This is a genomic window from Citrobacter sp. Cpo091 (assembly GCF_030332645.1).
Taxonomy (GTDB): domain Bacteria; phylum Pseudomonadota; class Gammaproteobacteria; order Enterobacterales; family Enterobacteriaceae; genus Citrobacter; species Citrobacter portucalensis.
This window is the reverse complement of sequence record NZ_JAOWHL010000028.1, coordinates 543,005-556,288: the sequence shown is the minus strand read 5'-3', so window position 1 is coordinate 556,288 and position 13,284 is coordinate 543,005. Positions and strand designations below refer to the sequence as shown.

Below are 13,284 nucleotides of genomic sequence, written 5' to 3'. Positions count from 1 at the left end.
TAGCGGCTGTATCTGCGTTACCGGGACATTAACCGACGGACATTATCATCAATTTGTTTCTGAATCGTCTTCAGCGTGGATTGCGTTATCTGATCGGGGTATTTGTCCCTGGCGATAGCGCTCAATGCCGTGGCAAAGTGACAGACTTTTTCGATTATGCCGTTCACATGGTCAGCAGATAACTCAGCTTCCTGAACGCCAAGCGACTGAAGGTGCTTTCTTTCGATATCCAGCGCCTCTCCCTGCACGTCCATTTGGTGATACCCGCCAGGCCCTTCGCACCAGGTGACATCGTAAGCCGGAGCCAGAGTCCAGTCTCCATCAGCTGACATTAAATAGGCAAAATTCTTCGGATGATCGTCGCGGTTGTTAAATGCCACGTTGAAAACCACGCGTTCGAACGCTTTTGCCTTTTCTCTGACATCATTGGTACAAATCTGCGTGGCGCGCAGAAAATCCCGGTAGTCTAAAGCGCCGGGTATCTGGTAATTTGCCCCGGTAAGTGCCGCCAGGCTCTGCATAGGAATTCGTGTCGACTGGTCACGGTCGAAACGGCGAGTGGCAAATGCCGCCTGTCCGCCGGGCAGATTGAAATACGCCGTATCAGGCGTGGTTATCCCACATTGGCGCAAGCATTCAGCATAAACCGCTTCGATGGCACATACCTCAGCATGCTCATGCCTGGCGGGAAATTTTATCAGCCAGCTTTCGCTCCCGGGTAGCGGCGCCGTGGTGAATTTAGACGTGACAGTGTCACGATAAAGTAACGCCTTAGGCCTTGCTCCCTGTGGCGAACCGCCCATCTGGAGTAGTTTTTGCAAGAATTCCCCGCCTTCGCCGCTCAGGACTTCCTGAACCTCAGCGGCCAGTTGTGCGAGAGGAACATCCTCTTTTGACAGCGTCTCGGCATCTGACTGAACGGGCTGGAATGTCATGGCGCCCATCGCGTTGTTGCCGACCCAGGTTAAGCGCTCCAATGGACCAATGCGTGCTGCGTTGAGCCCGCGGCGTTTAAATAGTCGGTCCATCAACAGCATACCCCAGCCGTCAGGTAGCGAATCATAGACTGGCCCAGGTAATCCCAGCTGATGAGCCGGGAAATCCCTGCGTAAACGGGGACCGTTCAGCGGTAACATCAGTCGGGACAGTTCCAGCCCCTTACGTAAGGCCTCTTCACTGTATTCAAAGGCGATCAACGGACGTCCGGTCAGGGCTGTGGAAGACACCAGTTTGCCCCACAGCCATTTCTCACCCCAGCCTTCATAGAAGACATCAACTTGCTCAGGCATCAGAATTTTTCCTTTTGATCCGCTGACGTGCCGCGCTCTTTTCGTAACGCAAAATATCATCCAGACTATCAATCCTGGGTTTGAATAACCCCTCCAGTGCATCGCCATAGCCTAACACCATCGCGACTTTGACCAGATTCTCAAATCCTACATTTTTCCCCGCTTCCAGATTCGACACGGTATTCACACCGACCCCTGAACGCGCGGCAACATCAGCCTGCGTCATTTGCCGGGCGAGTCGTTCTTTACGCAATCTGTCGCAAAGTAGTTTGACGATATCGGCTGCAGTATTTAGCGTTAAATCCATAATATCGGCTCTTATTGGGATAAAAACGACTTTACACCCAATATTATAGAGTTAAGTGGGGAATGATTCAAAGTCTTATAAGACACAATAAAAAGGAGTTAAACCGGAAAATCTTGCTTAAGGGACATTATACTGGAGTTATCCGGGCACAAGGTCTGCACCCGGAAATGATGCCGTTATCAGGCAACGGAAGGCTCAGGTAGTCTGAATGACGAAACCAGCATTGCCAGTTGTTCCGCCTCCTCTTTCAGCGCCTGCGTCCGTGCTGCGGCATCATCAATTAATGAGGCGTTTTGCTGAACGGTGCTGTCCATCTCGGTAACGGCCAGCGTAACTTCGGAAACGCCCTTACGTTGTTCTTCACCCGCAACGCGTATTTCCCCCATCAACTGGCGCACCTGACGCACATTGTTGACCAGTTCTCCCAGACGCTCACCGGCATTGTGAATTTGCTGACTTCCGCTACCAACATGAGAAACGGATTCATCAATCAACGTTTTAATTTCCTGGGCGGCGGTGGCACTGCGCTGAGCCAGCGTGCGCACTTCGGAGGCCACGACGGCAAACCCTCTGCCAGCATCGCCCGCTCTGGCGGCTTCAACCGCGGCATTCAGGGCGAGAATATTGGTCTGGAACGCAATGCTGTCGATGACCGCGACAATTTCCACCATTCTGCCGGATGAGGCGCTGACGTTATCCATTGTTGAGATCACGCCCTGCATCACATCGCCGCAGCGGTTGGCCGTTTGCGCGGTGCTATCGGATAGCTCATCCGCCAGTTGTGTATTACTGGCGTTTTGATGAACGGTCGCATTTAACTGCTCCATGGCCGCCGAACTCTCTTCCAGCGCAGCGGCCTGCTGCGTTACGCGAGATGAAAGCTCCATATTACTGTCAGCCAGGCTAACGGCGTTATTCGCTACCACTGTGCTACTGCTTCTGACGGTGATCAGGATGGCCGAGATTTTATCGACGAACAGGTTAAACGCCTCGGCGATAGCCGAAATCTCGTCTTTGCCACGAACATCCAGACGACGGGTAAGATCGCCTTCTCCCTGCGCGATGTCATCAAGTGCCTGACGGGTATCATCAAGACGTGAAATCAGTCGACGAACCACCAGCCATGATCCCACCAGCAACAGCGTCATGATAGGGATCAATACTTCCAGAACGTCCTGCATCATCACTTTGGCAAGACCGACAATACGAGATTCCGGGGTTGCAAGTCCTACGACCCAGCCGGTATCTGGCATCGGGAACAGCATTACTTGTGACGCGGTATTCAGGACGTTGTCGTTTGCCAGCGTGATAGTCTTCACCCCATCTGTCGGGCGCAAAGATTTCAGACCGTTTTGCACCGGGATTAGCCACTGCGCGCTTTGCGCCAAATCGTTAATGGTTTTATATTTTGCCAGGTCGGCCTGCGGGAAATAGAGAATTTGTCCCTGCTTGTCTACCACAAACGCGTAACCACCGGTGCTGTTTCCCTGCTGCTGCATGAAGGTAGCGACGTTATCCAGACGGATATCAGTGGTAGCGACACCGGCAAACTTGCCCGCCTGTTGATAAGGCACGCTGCATGTCACCATGTTGACGCCTGAACTGGCATCCTGGTAAACGTCAGACCATAAACAGCTGTTTTGTGAATGGCCTTTGGCCAGTTGATACCAGCTTTCATTGTGGTATCCACTCGATCCTTCGACGTTATAATCATTGGAATACACCAGCTTTCCTTCAGCATTACGCGCCCAGAAAAAGCTTCTTTTCTCCACACCTGGGGTGAAGGCGTCTGGTTCTGGCCAGATGCCGCCGCCGGTTATAATCGAGTCTTTACCTTCACCAATAAGATGCGGAACAACGCTTTGGTACAGTGATTCATCGTTAGGCAACACTTCAGCCAATCGCGACAGGCTGACGGTCTCACCTTCAATTCGGGACAATACGGTACTCAACTGACGGGTTAAACCTTGCCCTGTTTCTTCGATCAGAGCTGTGTTGATTTCAACGACGCGCGGCTGACCGCGCCAGAGCATAATCACCACGATAACAAGGGTCGTTACTGCAAGCAGCAGAATGCCGCCGATGGTTAAACGCGTTGAAATACGAGTAGGATACCAGGCCATACAAACTCCTTCTGCAAAAGGCTAACTTTTATCCAGTATCGGCACAGGCGTTTATATCTTTATAAAGTTTTCTTAAGTATCACAAAACAAATTAGTGACAGCGTCACAAATAACAAAACCCAGCACTTTGGCTGGGTTTTAATAACGGTTTAATCTTATTTAGATAATTCTTTTTTGATTTCGTCTTTTATTTTACTTAATTCACTCTGCGGATGTTTCTTACAAAGTTCAACGGTCAGAGGAACTGCAGTCGTAACGGTTTCGTTATAGTCGACGTAGTCACCACCTTTGAAGTCTTCGTCTTCATTGAGCACCCAGAAGGCCACCGGAGCCATAGTTTGTGGGTTCAAATCAATAAACTCCTGGCAGTTCATACCTTTCGGAGTCACTTCAGTTTTAGCGTTATCTGTTGCTGCATTGACGCTGACACTGGTTAACAGCGCTGCGACCAGAATACCTGCTGTAGAAAGGGAGAATTTATTCATTGTAGTACTCCATTTATAATATAAATAATATCTACACTTGCGCTTAACACCGTTAATGTAGCTCGCGAAAAATAATACCCCTACCGTCATAAGAATAAAGATTGCTGTTATTGATATGGCTGAAATTTATATTTCCCATTACTGATTCTTATGTCTGAGGGATAAATGTTGCCCACAATGTGATCGTTCCGACGAAATCAGCAGATTCATACCCCTCTTCCTCTACCGTTGCACCAAAACTGAACTACGCTGCACAAATGTTGATCATTGGTTAATGAATATCGGTTGGCTTTTAACAAAAACAGCCGGCGTGCAGCTGTTACGCACATGGCACGCGTCCTGCATTGTTAATTCGCTAACAGAAATACGGTATCTGACAGGCAACTAACAGCGAGAAGGTAATGACAGCCAAACCAGAGTTATTTACCCGCATAGAGCAAACCTTTAGCCAGCTGACGCCCAGCGAAAAGCGCGTGGCCGGGTGGCTGTTAGCCCATGCTGTGCAGATCCCATTTGAAACCGCAGATGGCATCGCCAAAGCAACCGGAACCAGCGGCATTACCGTCGGACGTTATCTGCGTAAACTGGGTTTTCGTAACCTGGAGGATGCAAAAGCCAGTCTGCGTGAACTGCCCGTTGTTCCGTATCAGCCCTGGGGAATGAATGAACGACTGGACTCCTGGCACCAGCAACAAAGCCTGCCGGATCGGGCACAGCAGTCGCTGTTGCTGGAGATCGACGCTATTACCCACGTCTACCAGCTCGCACAAGGCGAAACGTTTTTACGCATTGCACAGCAGCTGGCGCATGCGGAAGCCGTATACATCCTCGGGATCCAGTCCACCCGCGGGATCGCCAACGCCTTTTTTAGTCACCTGGAATACCTGCGACCTAAAGTCAGCTACTCCGAAGGCCTGTCCGGCAGTTGGGTTGAGTCGCTGAACTCGGGATTCAGCCAGCCTTACGTGGTTATTACCGATATGCGCGCCTACTCCGCTATTTCGCGACAATATTGCCGTGTCGCCACAGAGCGCTGTATTCCGCTGGCGCTCATTACCGATGTGTGGTGCCCATGGGCCAGGGATTATTCCATTGATTTACTTCAGGTAAAAACTGACACCGGGCATTTCTGGGACTCACTGGCACCGGTGAGCTGTCTGTTCAACTTATTACTTTCTGCGGTGGTGGCGCAACTGGGTGACGCCCTCGCAGGACGCCTGCAAACCAATCGCCAGTTACAACAACAATTTGGTCAATTCGAACAATAAACAGGAAACGTGCTATGTCAGAACTCCCAGAACTGGTCGATCTGTCGGTGATATTTCCGTCGCTGCATATCGATCTTAAATACGCTACTGCCGATAACATTACCGGCGCACCTATCTACCGGGAAGCGCGTTGTCTGTTGCACACTGAGGCGGTAACCGCGCTGGCTAAAAGCATCAGCATTGCGCAACTGGCCGGCCTGCAGCTTGTGGTGTACGACGCGTATCGCCCCCAGCAGGCGCAGGCGATACTGTGGAATGCCTGTCCCGACCCGCAGTATGTTGTCGATGTCGCAATTGGTTCCAATCACAGTCGCGGAACGGCCATTGACGTTACGTTGATGGACGATCGCGGCCATCTCCTTGATATGGGGGCCGGTTTTGATGAAATGCACGACCGTTCCCATGCCTGGCACCCGTCTGTACCTCCGGCAGCGCAGCGTAACCGCCTGCTGCTCAATGCCATTATGTTTGGCGGTGGTTTTGTCGGTATTAACAGTGAATGGTGGCATTTTGAATTACCTGATGCCGCCCGTTACCCGCTGCTTGACGATCAAATAGATTGTTACACTGTCACGTCCATAACAACACAACATCCCCTTTAATTCTGGAGCCTGGTTATGAAGACTACACCTGCGTTAAACGCGTTTTTCCGCCCCGCTCTGATAGCCGTTGCGTTAGCATTTGCCCTGCCCGCCGCACAGGCTGCCGTTCCCAAAGATATGTTGGTGATTGGTAAAGCCGCCGATCCGCAGACGCTCGACCCCGCCGTGACCATCGATAACAATGACTGGACGGTTACCTATCCCTCTTACCAGCGGTTGGTTCAATACAAAACCGACGGAGGTAAAGGATCCACGGAAGTTGAAGGTGATTTAGCCAGCGGCTGGAAAGCCTCTGACGATCAGAAAGAGTGGACGTTTACCCTGAAAAACGATGCCAAATTCGCCGACGGAACGCCGGTAACGGCAGATGCGGTAAAGCAATCCTTTGAACGTTTGCTCAAAATTGGTCAGGGGCCTGCGGAGGCTTTCCCAAAAGATCTGAAGGTCGACGTCATTGATAACAACACGGTGAAATTTACCCTCAGCCAGCCGTTTGCCCCGTTTCTGTATACGCTGGCAAATGACGGTGCCTCAATCATTAACCCGGCCATCTTAAAAGAGCATGCCGCAGACGATGCCCGCGGATTCCTGGCGCAGAACACGGCGGGCTCTGGTCCCTTCATGCTGAAGAGCTGGCAAAAGGGACAACAACTGGTGCTGGTGCCGAACCCGCATTATGCCGGGGCGAAACCGACATTTAAGCGTGTCTCAGTCAAAATCATTGGTGAAAGCGCCTCCCGTCGCCTGCAACTGTCACGTGGTGATATCGACATTGCCGATGCGCTTCCTGTTGACCAGCTTGCCGCTTTAAAACAGGAAGGCAAAGTGAACGTGGCGGATTATCCCTCATTGCGCGTGACCTATCTGTATCTCAACAACAGTAAAGCGCCGCTCAATCAGGTGGATTTACGCCGCGCCATCTCGTGGGCCACCGATTATAAAGGCATGGTCAACGGGATCCTGAGCGGCAACGGGAAGCAAATGCGTGGCCCGATCCCTGAAGGCATGTGGGGTTTTGACGACAAGGCCATGCAGTACAGCTTTGATGAAGCCAAAGCCAAAGCAGCGTGGGACAAAGTTGCCACCAAACCTGAAAGCCTGAGCTTCCTGTACTCCGATAATGACCCTAACTGGGAACCTATCGCGCTCGCCACCCAGGCAAGCCTTGGCAAACTGGGCATTAAGGTGAAACTGGAAAAACTGGCAAACGCCACCATGCGTGACCGCGTGGGCAAAGGTGATTACGACATTGCCATTGGCAACTGGAGTCCGGATTTTGCCGACCCGTACATGTTTATGAACTACTGGTTTGAGTCAGATAAGAAAGGCTTGCCGGGTAACCGTTCGTTCTATGAAAACGGTGAGGTCGATAAACTGCTGCGCAGCGCGCTGGCCACGACCGATCAGGTGGCCAGAACCAATGACTACCAGCAGGCACAAACCATCGTGATTGATGAAGCGGCCTACGTCTATTTATTCCAGAAAAACTATCAGTTGGCGATGAACAAAGACGTCAAAGGATTTGTATTCAACCCCATGCTGGAACAGGTCTTCAATATCTCCACCATGAGTAAATAAGCCACGTTTATGCGGAGCCGCTCTGGCTCCGCAAGGGGAAGCTAATGACGTTCTGGAGTATTTTACGCCAGCGATGCTGGGGACTTATTCTGGTGGTTATCGGTGTTTGCGTAATCACCTTTATTATTTCACACCTGATACCTGGCGACCCCGCGCGGCTGCTGGCGGGCGATCGCGCCAGTGATGAAATTGTCGAAAATATTCGCCAACAGTTGGGGCTGAATCAACCGCTGTATGTCCAGTTTTTTCGCTATGTCAGCGATATTTTTCACGGCGATTTAGGCACTTCCATTCGCACAGGACGTCCGGTACTGGATGAGCTGCGCATTTTCTTCCCCGCGACCCTTGAATTGGCTTTCTGCTCTTTGTTGCTGGCGCTGGTGATAGGTATCCCGCTGGGTATTTTATCTGCGGTCTGGCGTAACCGCTGGCTTGATCACCTTGTTCGGCTAATGGCAATTACCGGTATCTCCACGCCTGCATTCTGGCTGGGGCTGGGGGTTATCGTGCTGTTTTACGGTCATCTGCAAATTTTACCCGGCGGTGGGCGTTTAGACGACTGGCTGGATCCACCTGCTCACGTCACCGGTTTCTACCTGATTGATGCTCTGCTGGAAGGCAACGGCGAAGTCTTTTTCAATGCGCTTCAGCACCTGATTTTGCCATCGCTGACATTGGCTTTTGTACATCTTGGGATCGTTGCTCGTCAGATTCGTTCCGCCATGCTGGAGCAACTGAGTGAAGATTACATACGTACCGCCCGCGCCAGCGGGCTCCCGGGCTGGTACATCGTGCTGTGCTATGCATTGCCTAACGCACTTATCCCATCAATCACCGTCCTCGGCCTGGCGCTGGGCGATCTGCTCTACGGTGCGGTATTGACCGAAACGGTCTTTGCCTGGCCTGGCATGGGCGCCTGGGTGGTGACCTCAATTCAGGCTCTCGACTTCCCGGCGGTAATGGGCTTTGCAGTGGTGGTCTCGTTCGCCTATGTGCTGGTCAACCTGGTGGTGGATTTACTCTATCTGTGGGTAGACCCTCGAATTGGACGTGGAGGTGCTGAATGATGCTCACACAAGAAACACCGACCACCCCTCAGACAGCACGTCGCCGCACGGACTGGGCCAAACTGTTCTGGATGATGAAAAGTAGCCCGCTGACGCTGGTTGGCGGGGTCATCATCGTATTGATACTGCTGCTGATGGTGCTGTCGCCGTGGATAACACCCCACGATCCGAATGCCATTAATTTGAGTGCGCGCCTGCTGCCCCCGTCAGCCGCTCACTGGTTTGGAACCGATGAAGTCGGTCGCGATCTGTTCAGCCGCGTTCTGGTAGGAAGTCAGCAATCTGTCGTTGCGGGTCTGGTGGTAGTGGGTATCGCCGGGGGATTGGGCTCACTGCTGGGTTGCTTGTCGGGTGTCATGGGCGGGCGTGCCGACGCGATAATTATGCGGATGATGGACATTATGCTGTCCATTCCTTCGCTGGTGTTGACGATGGCGTTAGCCGCCGCGCTGGGCCCCAGCCTGTTTAACGCCATGCTGGCGATTGCAATCGTCCGTATCCCTTTCTATGTACGCCTCGCCCGTGGTCAGACGTTAGTGGTACGCCAGTTTACTTTTGTACAGGCTGCCCGGACCTACGGCGCTTCACGCTGGCATCTGATTAGCTGGCACATTTTACGCAATTCTCTGCCGCCGCTCATTGTGCAGTCATCACTGGATATCGGCAGCGCGATCCTGATGGCCGCCACGCTCGGGTTTATCGGTCTGGGCGCCCAGCAGCCCAGCGCTGAATGGGGTGCGATGGTCGCAATTGGCCGCAATTACGTGCTTGATCAGTGGTGGTATTGTGCTTTTCCCGGCGCCGCCATTCTGATTACCGCCGTGGGCTTTAATCTCTTTGGCGATGGTATTCGCGATCTGCTGGATCCGAAAGCCGGAGGAAAACAGTCATGACACAACCCGTACTGGAAATCGAAGATTTGCATCTGAGTTTCCCCGGCTATAAAGCTGACGTGCATGCGCTGAACCACGTATCACTGCACATCAACCGCGGAGAAATCGTTGGTGTGGTGGGTGAATCCGGTTCCGGTAAGTCCGTGACCGCCATGCTCACCATGCGTCTGCTACCGGAGGGAAGCTATCGTATTCACCAGGGACGCGTTTCGCTGCTGGGTGAAGATGTGCTCAACGCCAGTGAGAAACAAATGCGCCAATGGCGCGGCGCACGCGTCGCGATGATCTTTCAGGAGCCCATGACGGCACTGAATCCGACCCGCCGTATCGGCCAGCAAATGGTGGAGGTGATCCGCCATCATCAGGCGTTAAGCCGCACGGATGCCCGCCAGAAAGCCGTCGCTCTACTCGAAGAGATGCAAATCCCGGACGCGCCGGAGGTCATGAAACGTTTTCCGTTTGAGCTTTCCGGCGGTATGCGACAACGCGTGATGATTGCGCTGGCCTTTTCGTGCGAGCCGGAGCTTATCATTGCCGATGAACCGACCACTGCACTGGACGTCACGGTGCAACTGCAGGTGCTGCGTTTGCTGAAGTTAAAAGCGCGCGCCAGCGGAACAGCCGTATTATTTATCAGCCATGATATGGCGGTGGTTTCACAGTTATGCGACCGGTTGTACGTCATGTATGCCGGGAGCGTGATTGAGAGTGGCCCGACGCAAACCGTTATTCAACGCCCGACGCACCCCTATTCCATCGGCTTGCTGAAATGTGCACCGGAACACGGCGAACCGCGCGCATTGCTGCCCGCCATTCCCGGCACCGTGCCGAACCTAACCTGCTTACCTGCTGGATGCGCGTTTCGCGACCGCTGCTTTGCCGCTGGTCCTCGTTGTGAAGAAACGCCGGCGTTAAGTAGTCAGGGAGGTGCAGATCAACAATCTGCCTGCTGGTATCCGCAACTGGAGACAACACATGTCTGATTTTTTACTGGCGCTGCAGGATGTTCATGTCAACTTTCCTGCGCGTAAAAACTGGCTTGGCAAGGTTACGGAACGGGTGCATGCGCTCAACGGTCTGGATTTACAGATTCGTCAGGGTGAAACGCTGGGGATTGTTGGCGAATCCGGCTGTGGAAAAAGTACGCTGGCGCAACTGTTGATGGGCATGTTGAAACCCAGCCAGGGAAGCTATTCTCGCCGTGGTGATAAGCAGCATAACGGTATGCAAATGGTCTTTCAGGACCCTCTTTCATCGCTCGATCCGCGCTTACCGGTGTGGCGGATAATTACCGAACCGGTGTGGATCCAAAAACGGAGCCCGGAGCGTGAACGACGCATGCTTGCCGAGGATTTGGCACGGCAGGTGGGCATTCGTCCTGAATATCTCGACCGCTTGCCGCACGCGTTTTCCGGTGGACAGCGCCAACGTATTGCTATTGCCCGGGCGCTATCGTCAGAGCCGGATGTTATCGTCCTTGATGAGCCAACTTCAGCACTGGATATATCCGTGCAGGCGCAAATTCTCAACCTGCTGGTGTCGCTACAGGCGCGCAGAAACCTAACCTACGTATTGATATCGCATAACGTGTCGGTGGTCCGCCATATGAGCGACCGTGTGGCGGTGATGTACCTCGGGCAAATTGTTGAGCTGGGCGATGCCCAACAGGTTCTCACTCACCCCGCCCATCCGTACACACGATTATTGCTGGACTCGGTACCTAAAACGGGCGCACCGCTGGCGGAAGATTTGGTGTTACGTAAGACTGAGCTACCGGGAAACCGAACGTTGCCCCAGGGCTGCTTTTTCCGTGACAGATGTCCATTGGCAACCCAAGGTTGTGAGAAGAAACAGGCATTGCTGAAGAGTGATACCGGATGTGACGTTCGCTGCTGGCGGGCGGTTACATGACCTGAGCCGTTGAGAAAAGTCAGGTGCGATACGCCTTTTTCAGTGAATCCACCAGCACCTCGGAAGCGGTAGATAATTTATGATGCGCCGAACGCAAAACCCCGATCCGACGCTGGATCACCGGCGTATCCAGATCGATACAGGTTGCGCCTAACTCTGTCATTTGCGTGCGGCATAGTGCAGGTACGGCGCTACCGCCCAGACCGTTAGCCACCAGACGGCCAACGGTTACCAATTGATGGCTCTCCAGCGCTACTTCCAGCGTATGTCCGCTTTGCACCAGTTGTTCTTCCAGCATCAGCCGCACGGCGGACGGGCGTTGCAGGGTGATAAAATCCAGCGTCAGCAGTTCGCGCCACGCAATACGATCCCTGTCTGCCAGCCGACAGGTTGGCGGCACAATTGCGATAAAACGATCCACGCCGAGCGGCGTGAAATGCAGATGTCCCGAATAGTCCGGCTCGAAGGCTATGCCCATCTCGACCCGGCCTTCACTGACCATTTCAATCACGTGTTCATTGATCACATCGTGAACCGTTACGTTGATACCGGAATAAGAATCACGAAATGTTTTCAGTACCGATGGCAGGACGTTAGCGGCAAATGAGGGCATGGCGGCGATCGATATTTTACCGCGCTGCAGCGTAAAGCGCTGGCGCATGGCTTCTTCCGTATTCTCCCAGTCCGCCAGCAGCTGTCGCCCCATATTCAGCAGCGTTTCTCCCTCCTGCGTCAGGGTCACTTTGCGAGTTGTTCTTAACAGTAACGCCCCGCCCAGCGAATCTTCCAGTCCTTTAATCGCCAGGCTTAACGCGGGTTGCGACATATTCAGTCTTTCGCTGGCATGAGCAAAATTCAGAGTGTGAGCTACCGCTAAAAACGCGCGTAACTGTTTGATGCTCATTCCCATTTCGCATTCCTTTAACTTGTTGAATACCTTTAATTAACATTAAATTGATAAAAAAACCCAATGAGTGAGTCACAAATTTAAAATTAACAAATCATTTTTCACCCCCAATGATGTCGGCAAGGACAACTGGGGAGGCAAGTGTATGGCTGGACTGGATAAACGTGTTGCCACTTATCAAGAGGCGCTGGAAGGACTGACCGACAACATGACGCTGCTGGCGGGCGGTTTTGGTTTATGTGGGATCCCTGAAAACCTGATTACCGAAGTACGCCGTCGTGAGGTTCAGGGACTTACCGTTGTATCAAACAACTGTGGCGTGGATGGCTTTGGCCTTGGCGTGCTGCTGGAAACGCGTCAGGTGCGCAAAGTGGTCGCGTCCTATGTGGGGGAAAACGCCCTGTTTGAGAAACAGGTGCTTAGCGGCGAACTGGAAGCCATCCTGACGCCACAGGGTACGCTGGCAGAGCAGTTGCGCGCGGGCGGCGCGGGGATCCCAGCATTTTTTACCGCGACCGGATATGGAACCCCCGTGGCGGAAGGGAAAGAGGTTCGCGAGTTTGCCGGACGCCCTTATATCCTTGAGCAGGCGATAACCGGTGATTTTGCGTTGGTTAAAGGCTGGAAAGCCGACTGGTACGGCAACGTCATCTATCGCCACACCGCACAGAATTTTAATCCGCTGATGGCCGCCGCCGGGCGCATTACCGTCGTGGAAGTCGAAGAGATTGTCCCTCCCGGAGAACTGGACCCTGCTGCGATTCACACTCCCGGAATTTTCGTTAACCGCATTATTCAGGGGCAGTTTGAAAAACGTATTGAACAACGCACCCTGCGCCAGAAAGGAGCCTGAC

Annotated in this window: 13 protein-coding genes; 8 read left to right on the top strand and 5 right to left on the bottom strand. The window is 52.9% G+C overall.

Features of this window, described 5'->3' with window-relative positions; all coding sequences use genetic code 11:
* Nucleotides 1-17: 17 nt before the first annotated feature.
* From OGY04_RS06135 to hdeB, 4 genes are all read right to left on the bottom strand, one after another.
* Nucleotides 18-1,289 carry a type II toxin-antitoxin system HipA family toxin gene (locus OGY04_RS06135; RefSeq protein ID WP_048235368.1) on the bottom strand — a complete coding sequence of 424 codons (1,272 nt, stop codon included), beginning with the start codon at nt 1,287-1,289 and terminating at the stop codon, nt 18-20.
* Nucleotides 1,282-1,596 (bottom strand): helix-turn-helix domain-containing protein, encoded by a 315-nt coding sequence (locus OGY04_RS06130; protein WP_032943458.1) that lies wholly within the window; start codon nt 1,594-1,596, stop codon nt 1,282-1,284. Before OGY04_RS06130 ends, OGY04_RS06135 begins: the two co-directional genes overlap by 8 nt.
* 179 nt (nt 1,597-1,775) lie before the next feature.
* Nucleotides 1,776-3,719: a methyl-accepting chemotaxis protein gene (locus tag OGY04_RS06125; protein ID WP_111465575.1), complete on the bottom strand. Its 1,944-nt coding sequence runs from the start codon at nt 3,717-3,719 to the stop codon at nt 1,776-1,778.
* A gap of 155 nt (nt 3,720-3,874) precedes the next feature.
* The gene (gene hdeB, locus OGY04_RS06120) at nt 3,875-4,204 is read right to left on the bottom strand and encodes an acid-activated periplasmic chaperone HdeB (protein ID WP_003019999.1); all 330 of its coding nucleotides are present in this window, start codon (nt 4,202-4,204) and stop codon (nt 3,875-3,877) included.
* Between the two features lie 401 nt (nt 4,205-4,605).
* Here hdeB and OGY04_RS06115 point away from each other — a divergent pair, with 401 nt between their 5' ends.
* From OGY04_RS06115 to OGY04_RS06085, 7 genes are read left to right on the top strand one after another with little or no spacing between them, the layout of a single operon-like run.
* A complete protein-coding gene (locus OGY04_RS06115; protein WP_048214192.1) occupies nt 4,606-5,472 on the top strand; it encodes a MurR/RpiR family transcriptional regulator in 867 nt (288 codons plus the stop codon).
* Nucleotides 5,473-5,486: 14 nt separating this feature from the next.
* Nucleotides 5,487-6,074, top strand: coding sequence for a D-alanyl-D-alanine dipeptidase (gene ddpX / locus OGY04_RS06110; protein WP_008784783.1), 588 nt, complete (start codon nt 5,487-5,489; stop codon nt 6,072-6,074).
* 15 nt (nt 6,075-6,089) lie between these two features.
* Complete coding sequence (locus OGY04_RS06105; protein ID WP_003832992.1) at nt 6,090-7,652, top strand: ABC transporter substrate-binding protein; 1,563 nt, start codon at nt 6,090-6,092, stop codon at nt 7,650-7,652.
* A 44-nt stretch (nt 7,653-7,696) separates the two neighbouring features.
* The gene (locus OGY04_RS06100; RefSeq protein ID WP_003020008.1) at nt 7,697-8,719 is read left to right on the top strand and encodes an ABC transporter permease; all 1,023 of its coding nucleotides are present in this window, start codon (nt 7,697-7,699) and stop codon (nt 8,717-8,719) included.
* Nucleotides 8,716-9,612, top strand: coding sequence for a D,D-dipeptide ABC transporter permease (gene ddpC / locus OGY04_RS06095; protein ID WP_048235365.1), 897 nt, complete (start codon nt 8,716-8,718; stop codon nt 9,610-9,612). The genes OGY04_RS06100 and ddpC overlap by 4 nt, the downstream gene beginning before the upstream one ends.
* Nucleotides 9,609-10,595 (top strand): ABC transporter ATP-binding protein, encoded by a 987-nt coding sequence (locus OGY04_RS06090; RefSeq protein ID WP_191227178.1) that lies wholly within the window; start codon nt 9,609-9,611, stop codon nt 10,593-10,595. Before ddpC ends, OGY04_RS06090 begins: the two co-directional genes overlap by 4 nt.
* Entirely contained in the window at nt 10,588-11,523 is a 936-nt protein-coding gene (locus OGY04_RS06085; RefSeq protein ID WP_100272458.1) for an ABC transporter ATP-binding protein, read from the top strand. Before OGY04_RS06090 ends, OGY04_RS06085 begins: the two co-directional genes overlap by 8 nt.
* Nucleotides 11,524-11,542: 19 nt before the next feature.
* On the opposite strand, the gene OGY04_RS06080 is transcribed toward OGY04_RS06085, so the two are convergent.
* Complete coding sequence (locus OGY04_RS06080) at nt 11,543-12,433, bottom strand: LysR family transcriptional regulator (RefSeq protein WP_003020016.1); 891 nt, start codon at nt 12,431-12,433, stop codon at nt 11,543-11,545.
* Between the two features lie 142 nt (nt 12,434-12,575).
* On the opposite strand from OGY04_RS06080, the gene OGY04_RS06075 reads away from it, so the two are divergent.
* Complete coding sequence (locus OGY04_RS06075; RefSeq protein ID WP_003020020.1) at nt 12,576-13,283, top strand: CoA transferase subunit A; 708 nt, start codon at nt 12,576-12,578, stop codon at nt 13,281-13,283.
* Nucleotide 13,284: the final 1 nt, after the last annotated feature.

What these genes read in the sequence shown, in the direction of transcription:
- OGY04_RS06135 (WP_048235368.1), bottom strand. Translation starts at nt 1,289, where the DNA reads ATGCCTGAGCAAGTTGATGTCTTCTATGAAGGCTGGGGTGAGAAATGG.
- OGY04_RS06130 (WP_032943458.1), bottom strand. Translation starts at nt 1,596, where the DNA reads ATGGATTTAACGCTAAATACTGCAGCCGATATCGTCAAACTACTTTGC.
- OGY04_RS06125 (WP_111465575.1), bottom strand. Translation starts at nt 3,719, where the DNA reads ATGGCCTGGTATCCTACTCGTATTTCAACGCGTTTAACCATCGGCGGC.
- hdeB (WP_003019999.1), bottom strand. Translation starts at nt 4,204, where the DNA reads ATGAATAAATTCTCCCTTTCTACAGCAGGTATTCTGGTCGCAGCGCTG.
- OGY04_RS06115 (WP_048214192.1), top strand. Translation starts at nt 4,606, where the DNA reads ATGACAGCCAAACCAGAGTTATTTACCCGCATAGAGCAAACCTTTAGC.
- ddpX (WP_008784783.1), top strand. Translation starts at nt 5,487, where the DNA reads ATGTCAGAACTCCCAGAACTGGTCGATCTGTCGGTGATATTTCCGTCG.
- OGY04_RS06105 (WP_003832992.1), top strand. Translation starts at nt 6,090, where the DNA reads ATGAAGACTACACCTGCGTTAAACGCGTTTTTCCGCCCCGCTCTGATA.
- OGY04_RS06100 (WP_003020008.1), top strand. Translation starts at nt 7,697, where the DNA reads ATGACGTTCTGGAGTATTTTACGCCAGCGATGCTGGGGACTTATTCTG.
- ddpC (WP_048235365.1), top strand. Translation starts at nt 8,716, where the DNA reads ATGATGCTCACACAAGAAACACCGACCACCCCTCAGACAGCACGTCGC.
- OGY04_RS06090 (WP_191227178.1), top strand. Translation starts at nt 9,609, where the DNA reads ATGACACAACCCGTACTGGAAATCGAAGATTTGCATCTGAGTTTCCCC.
- OGY04_RS06085 (WP_100272458.1), top strand. Translation starts at nt 10,588, where the DNA reads ATGTCTGATTTTTTACTGGCGCTGCAGGATGTTCATGTCAACTTTCCT.
- OGY04_RS06080 (WP_003020016.1), bottom strand. Translation starts at nt 12,433, where the DNA reads ATGGGAATGAGCATCAAACAGTTACGCGCGTTTTTAGCGGTAGCTCAC.
- OGY04_RS06075 (WP_003020020.1), top strand. Translation starts at nt 12,576, where the DNA reads ATGGCTGGACTGGATAAACGTGTTGCCACTTATCAAGAGGCGCTGGAA.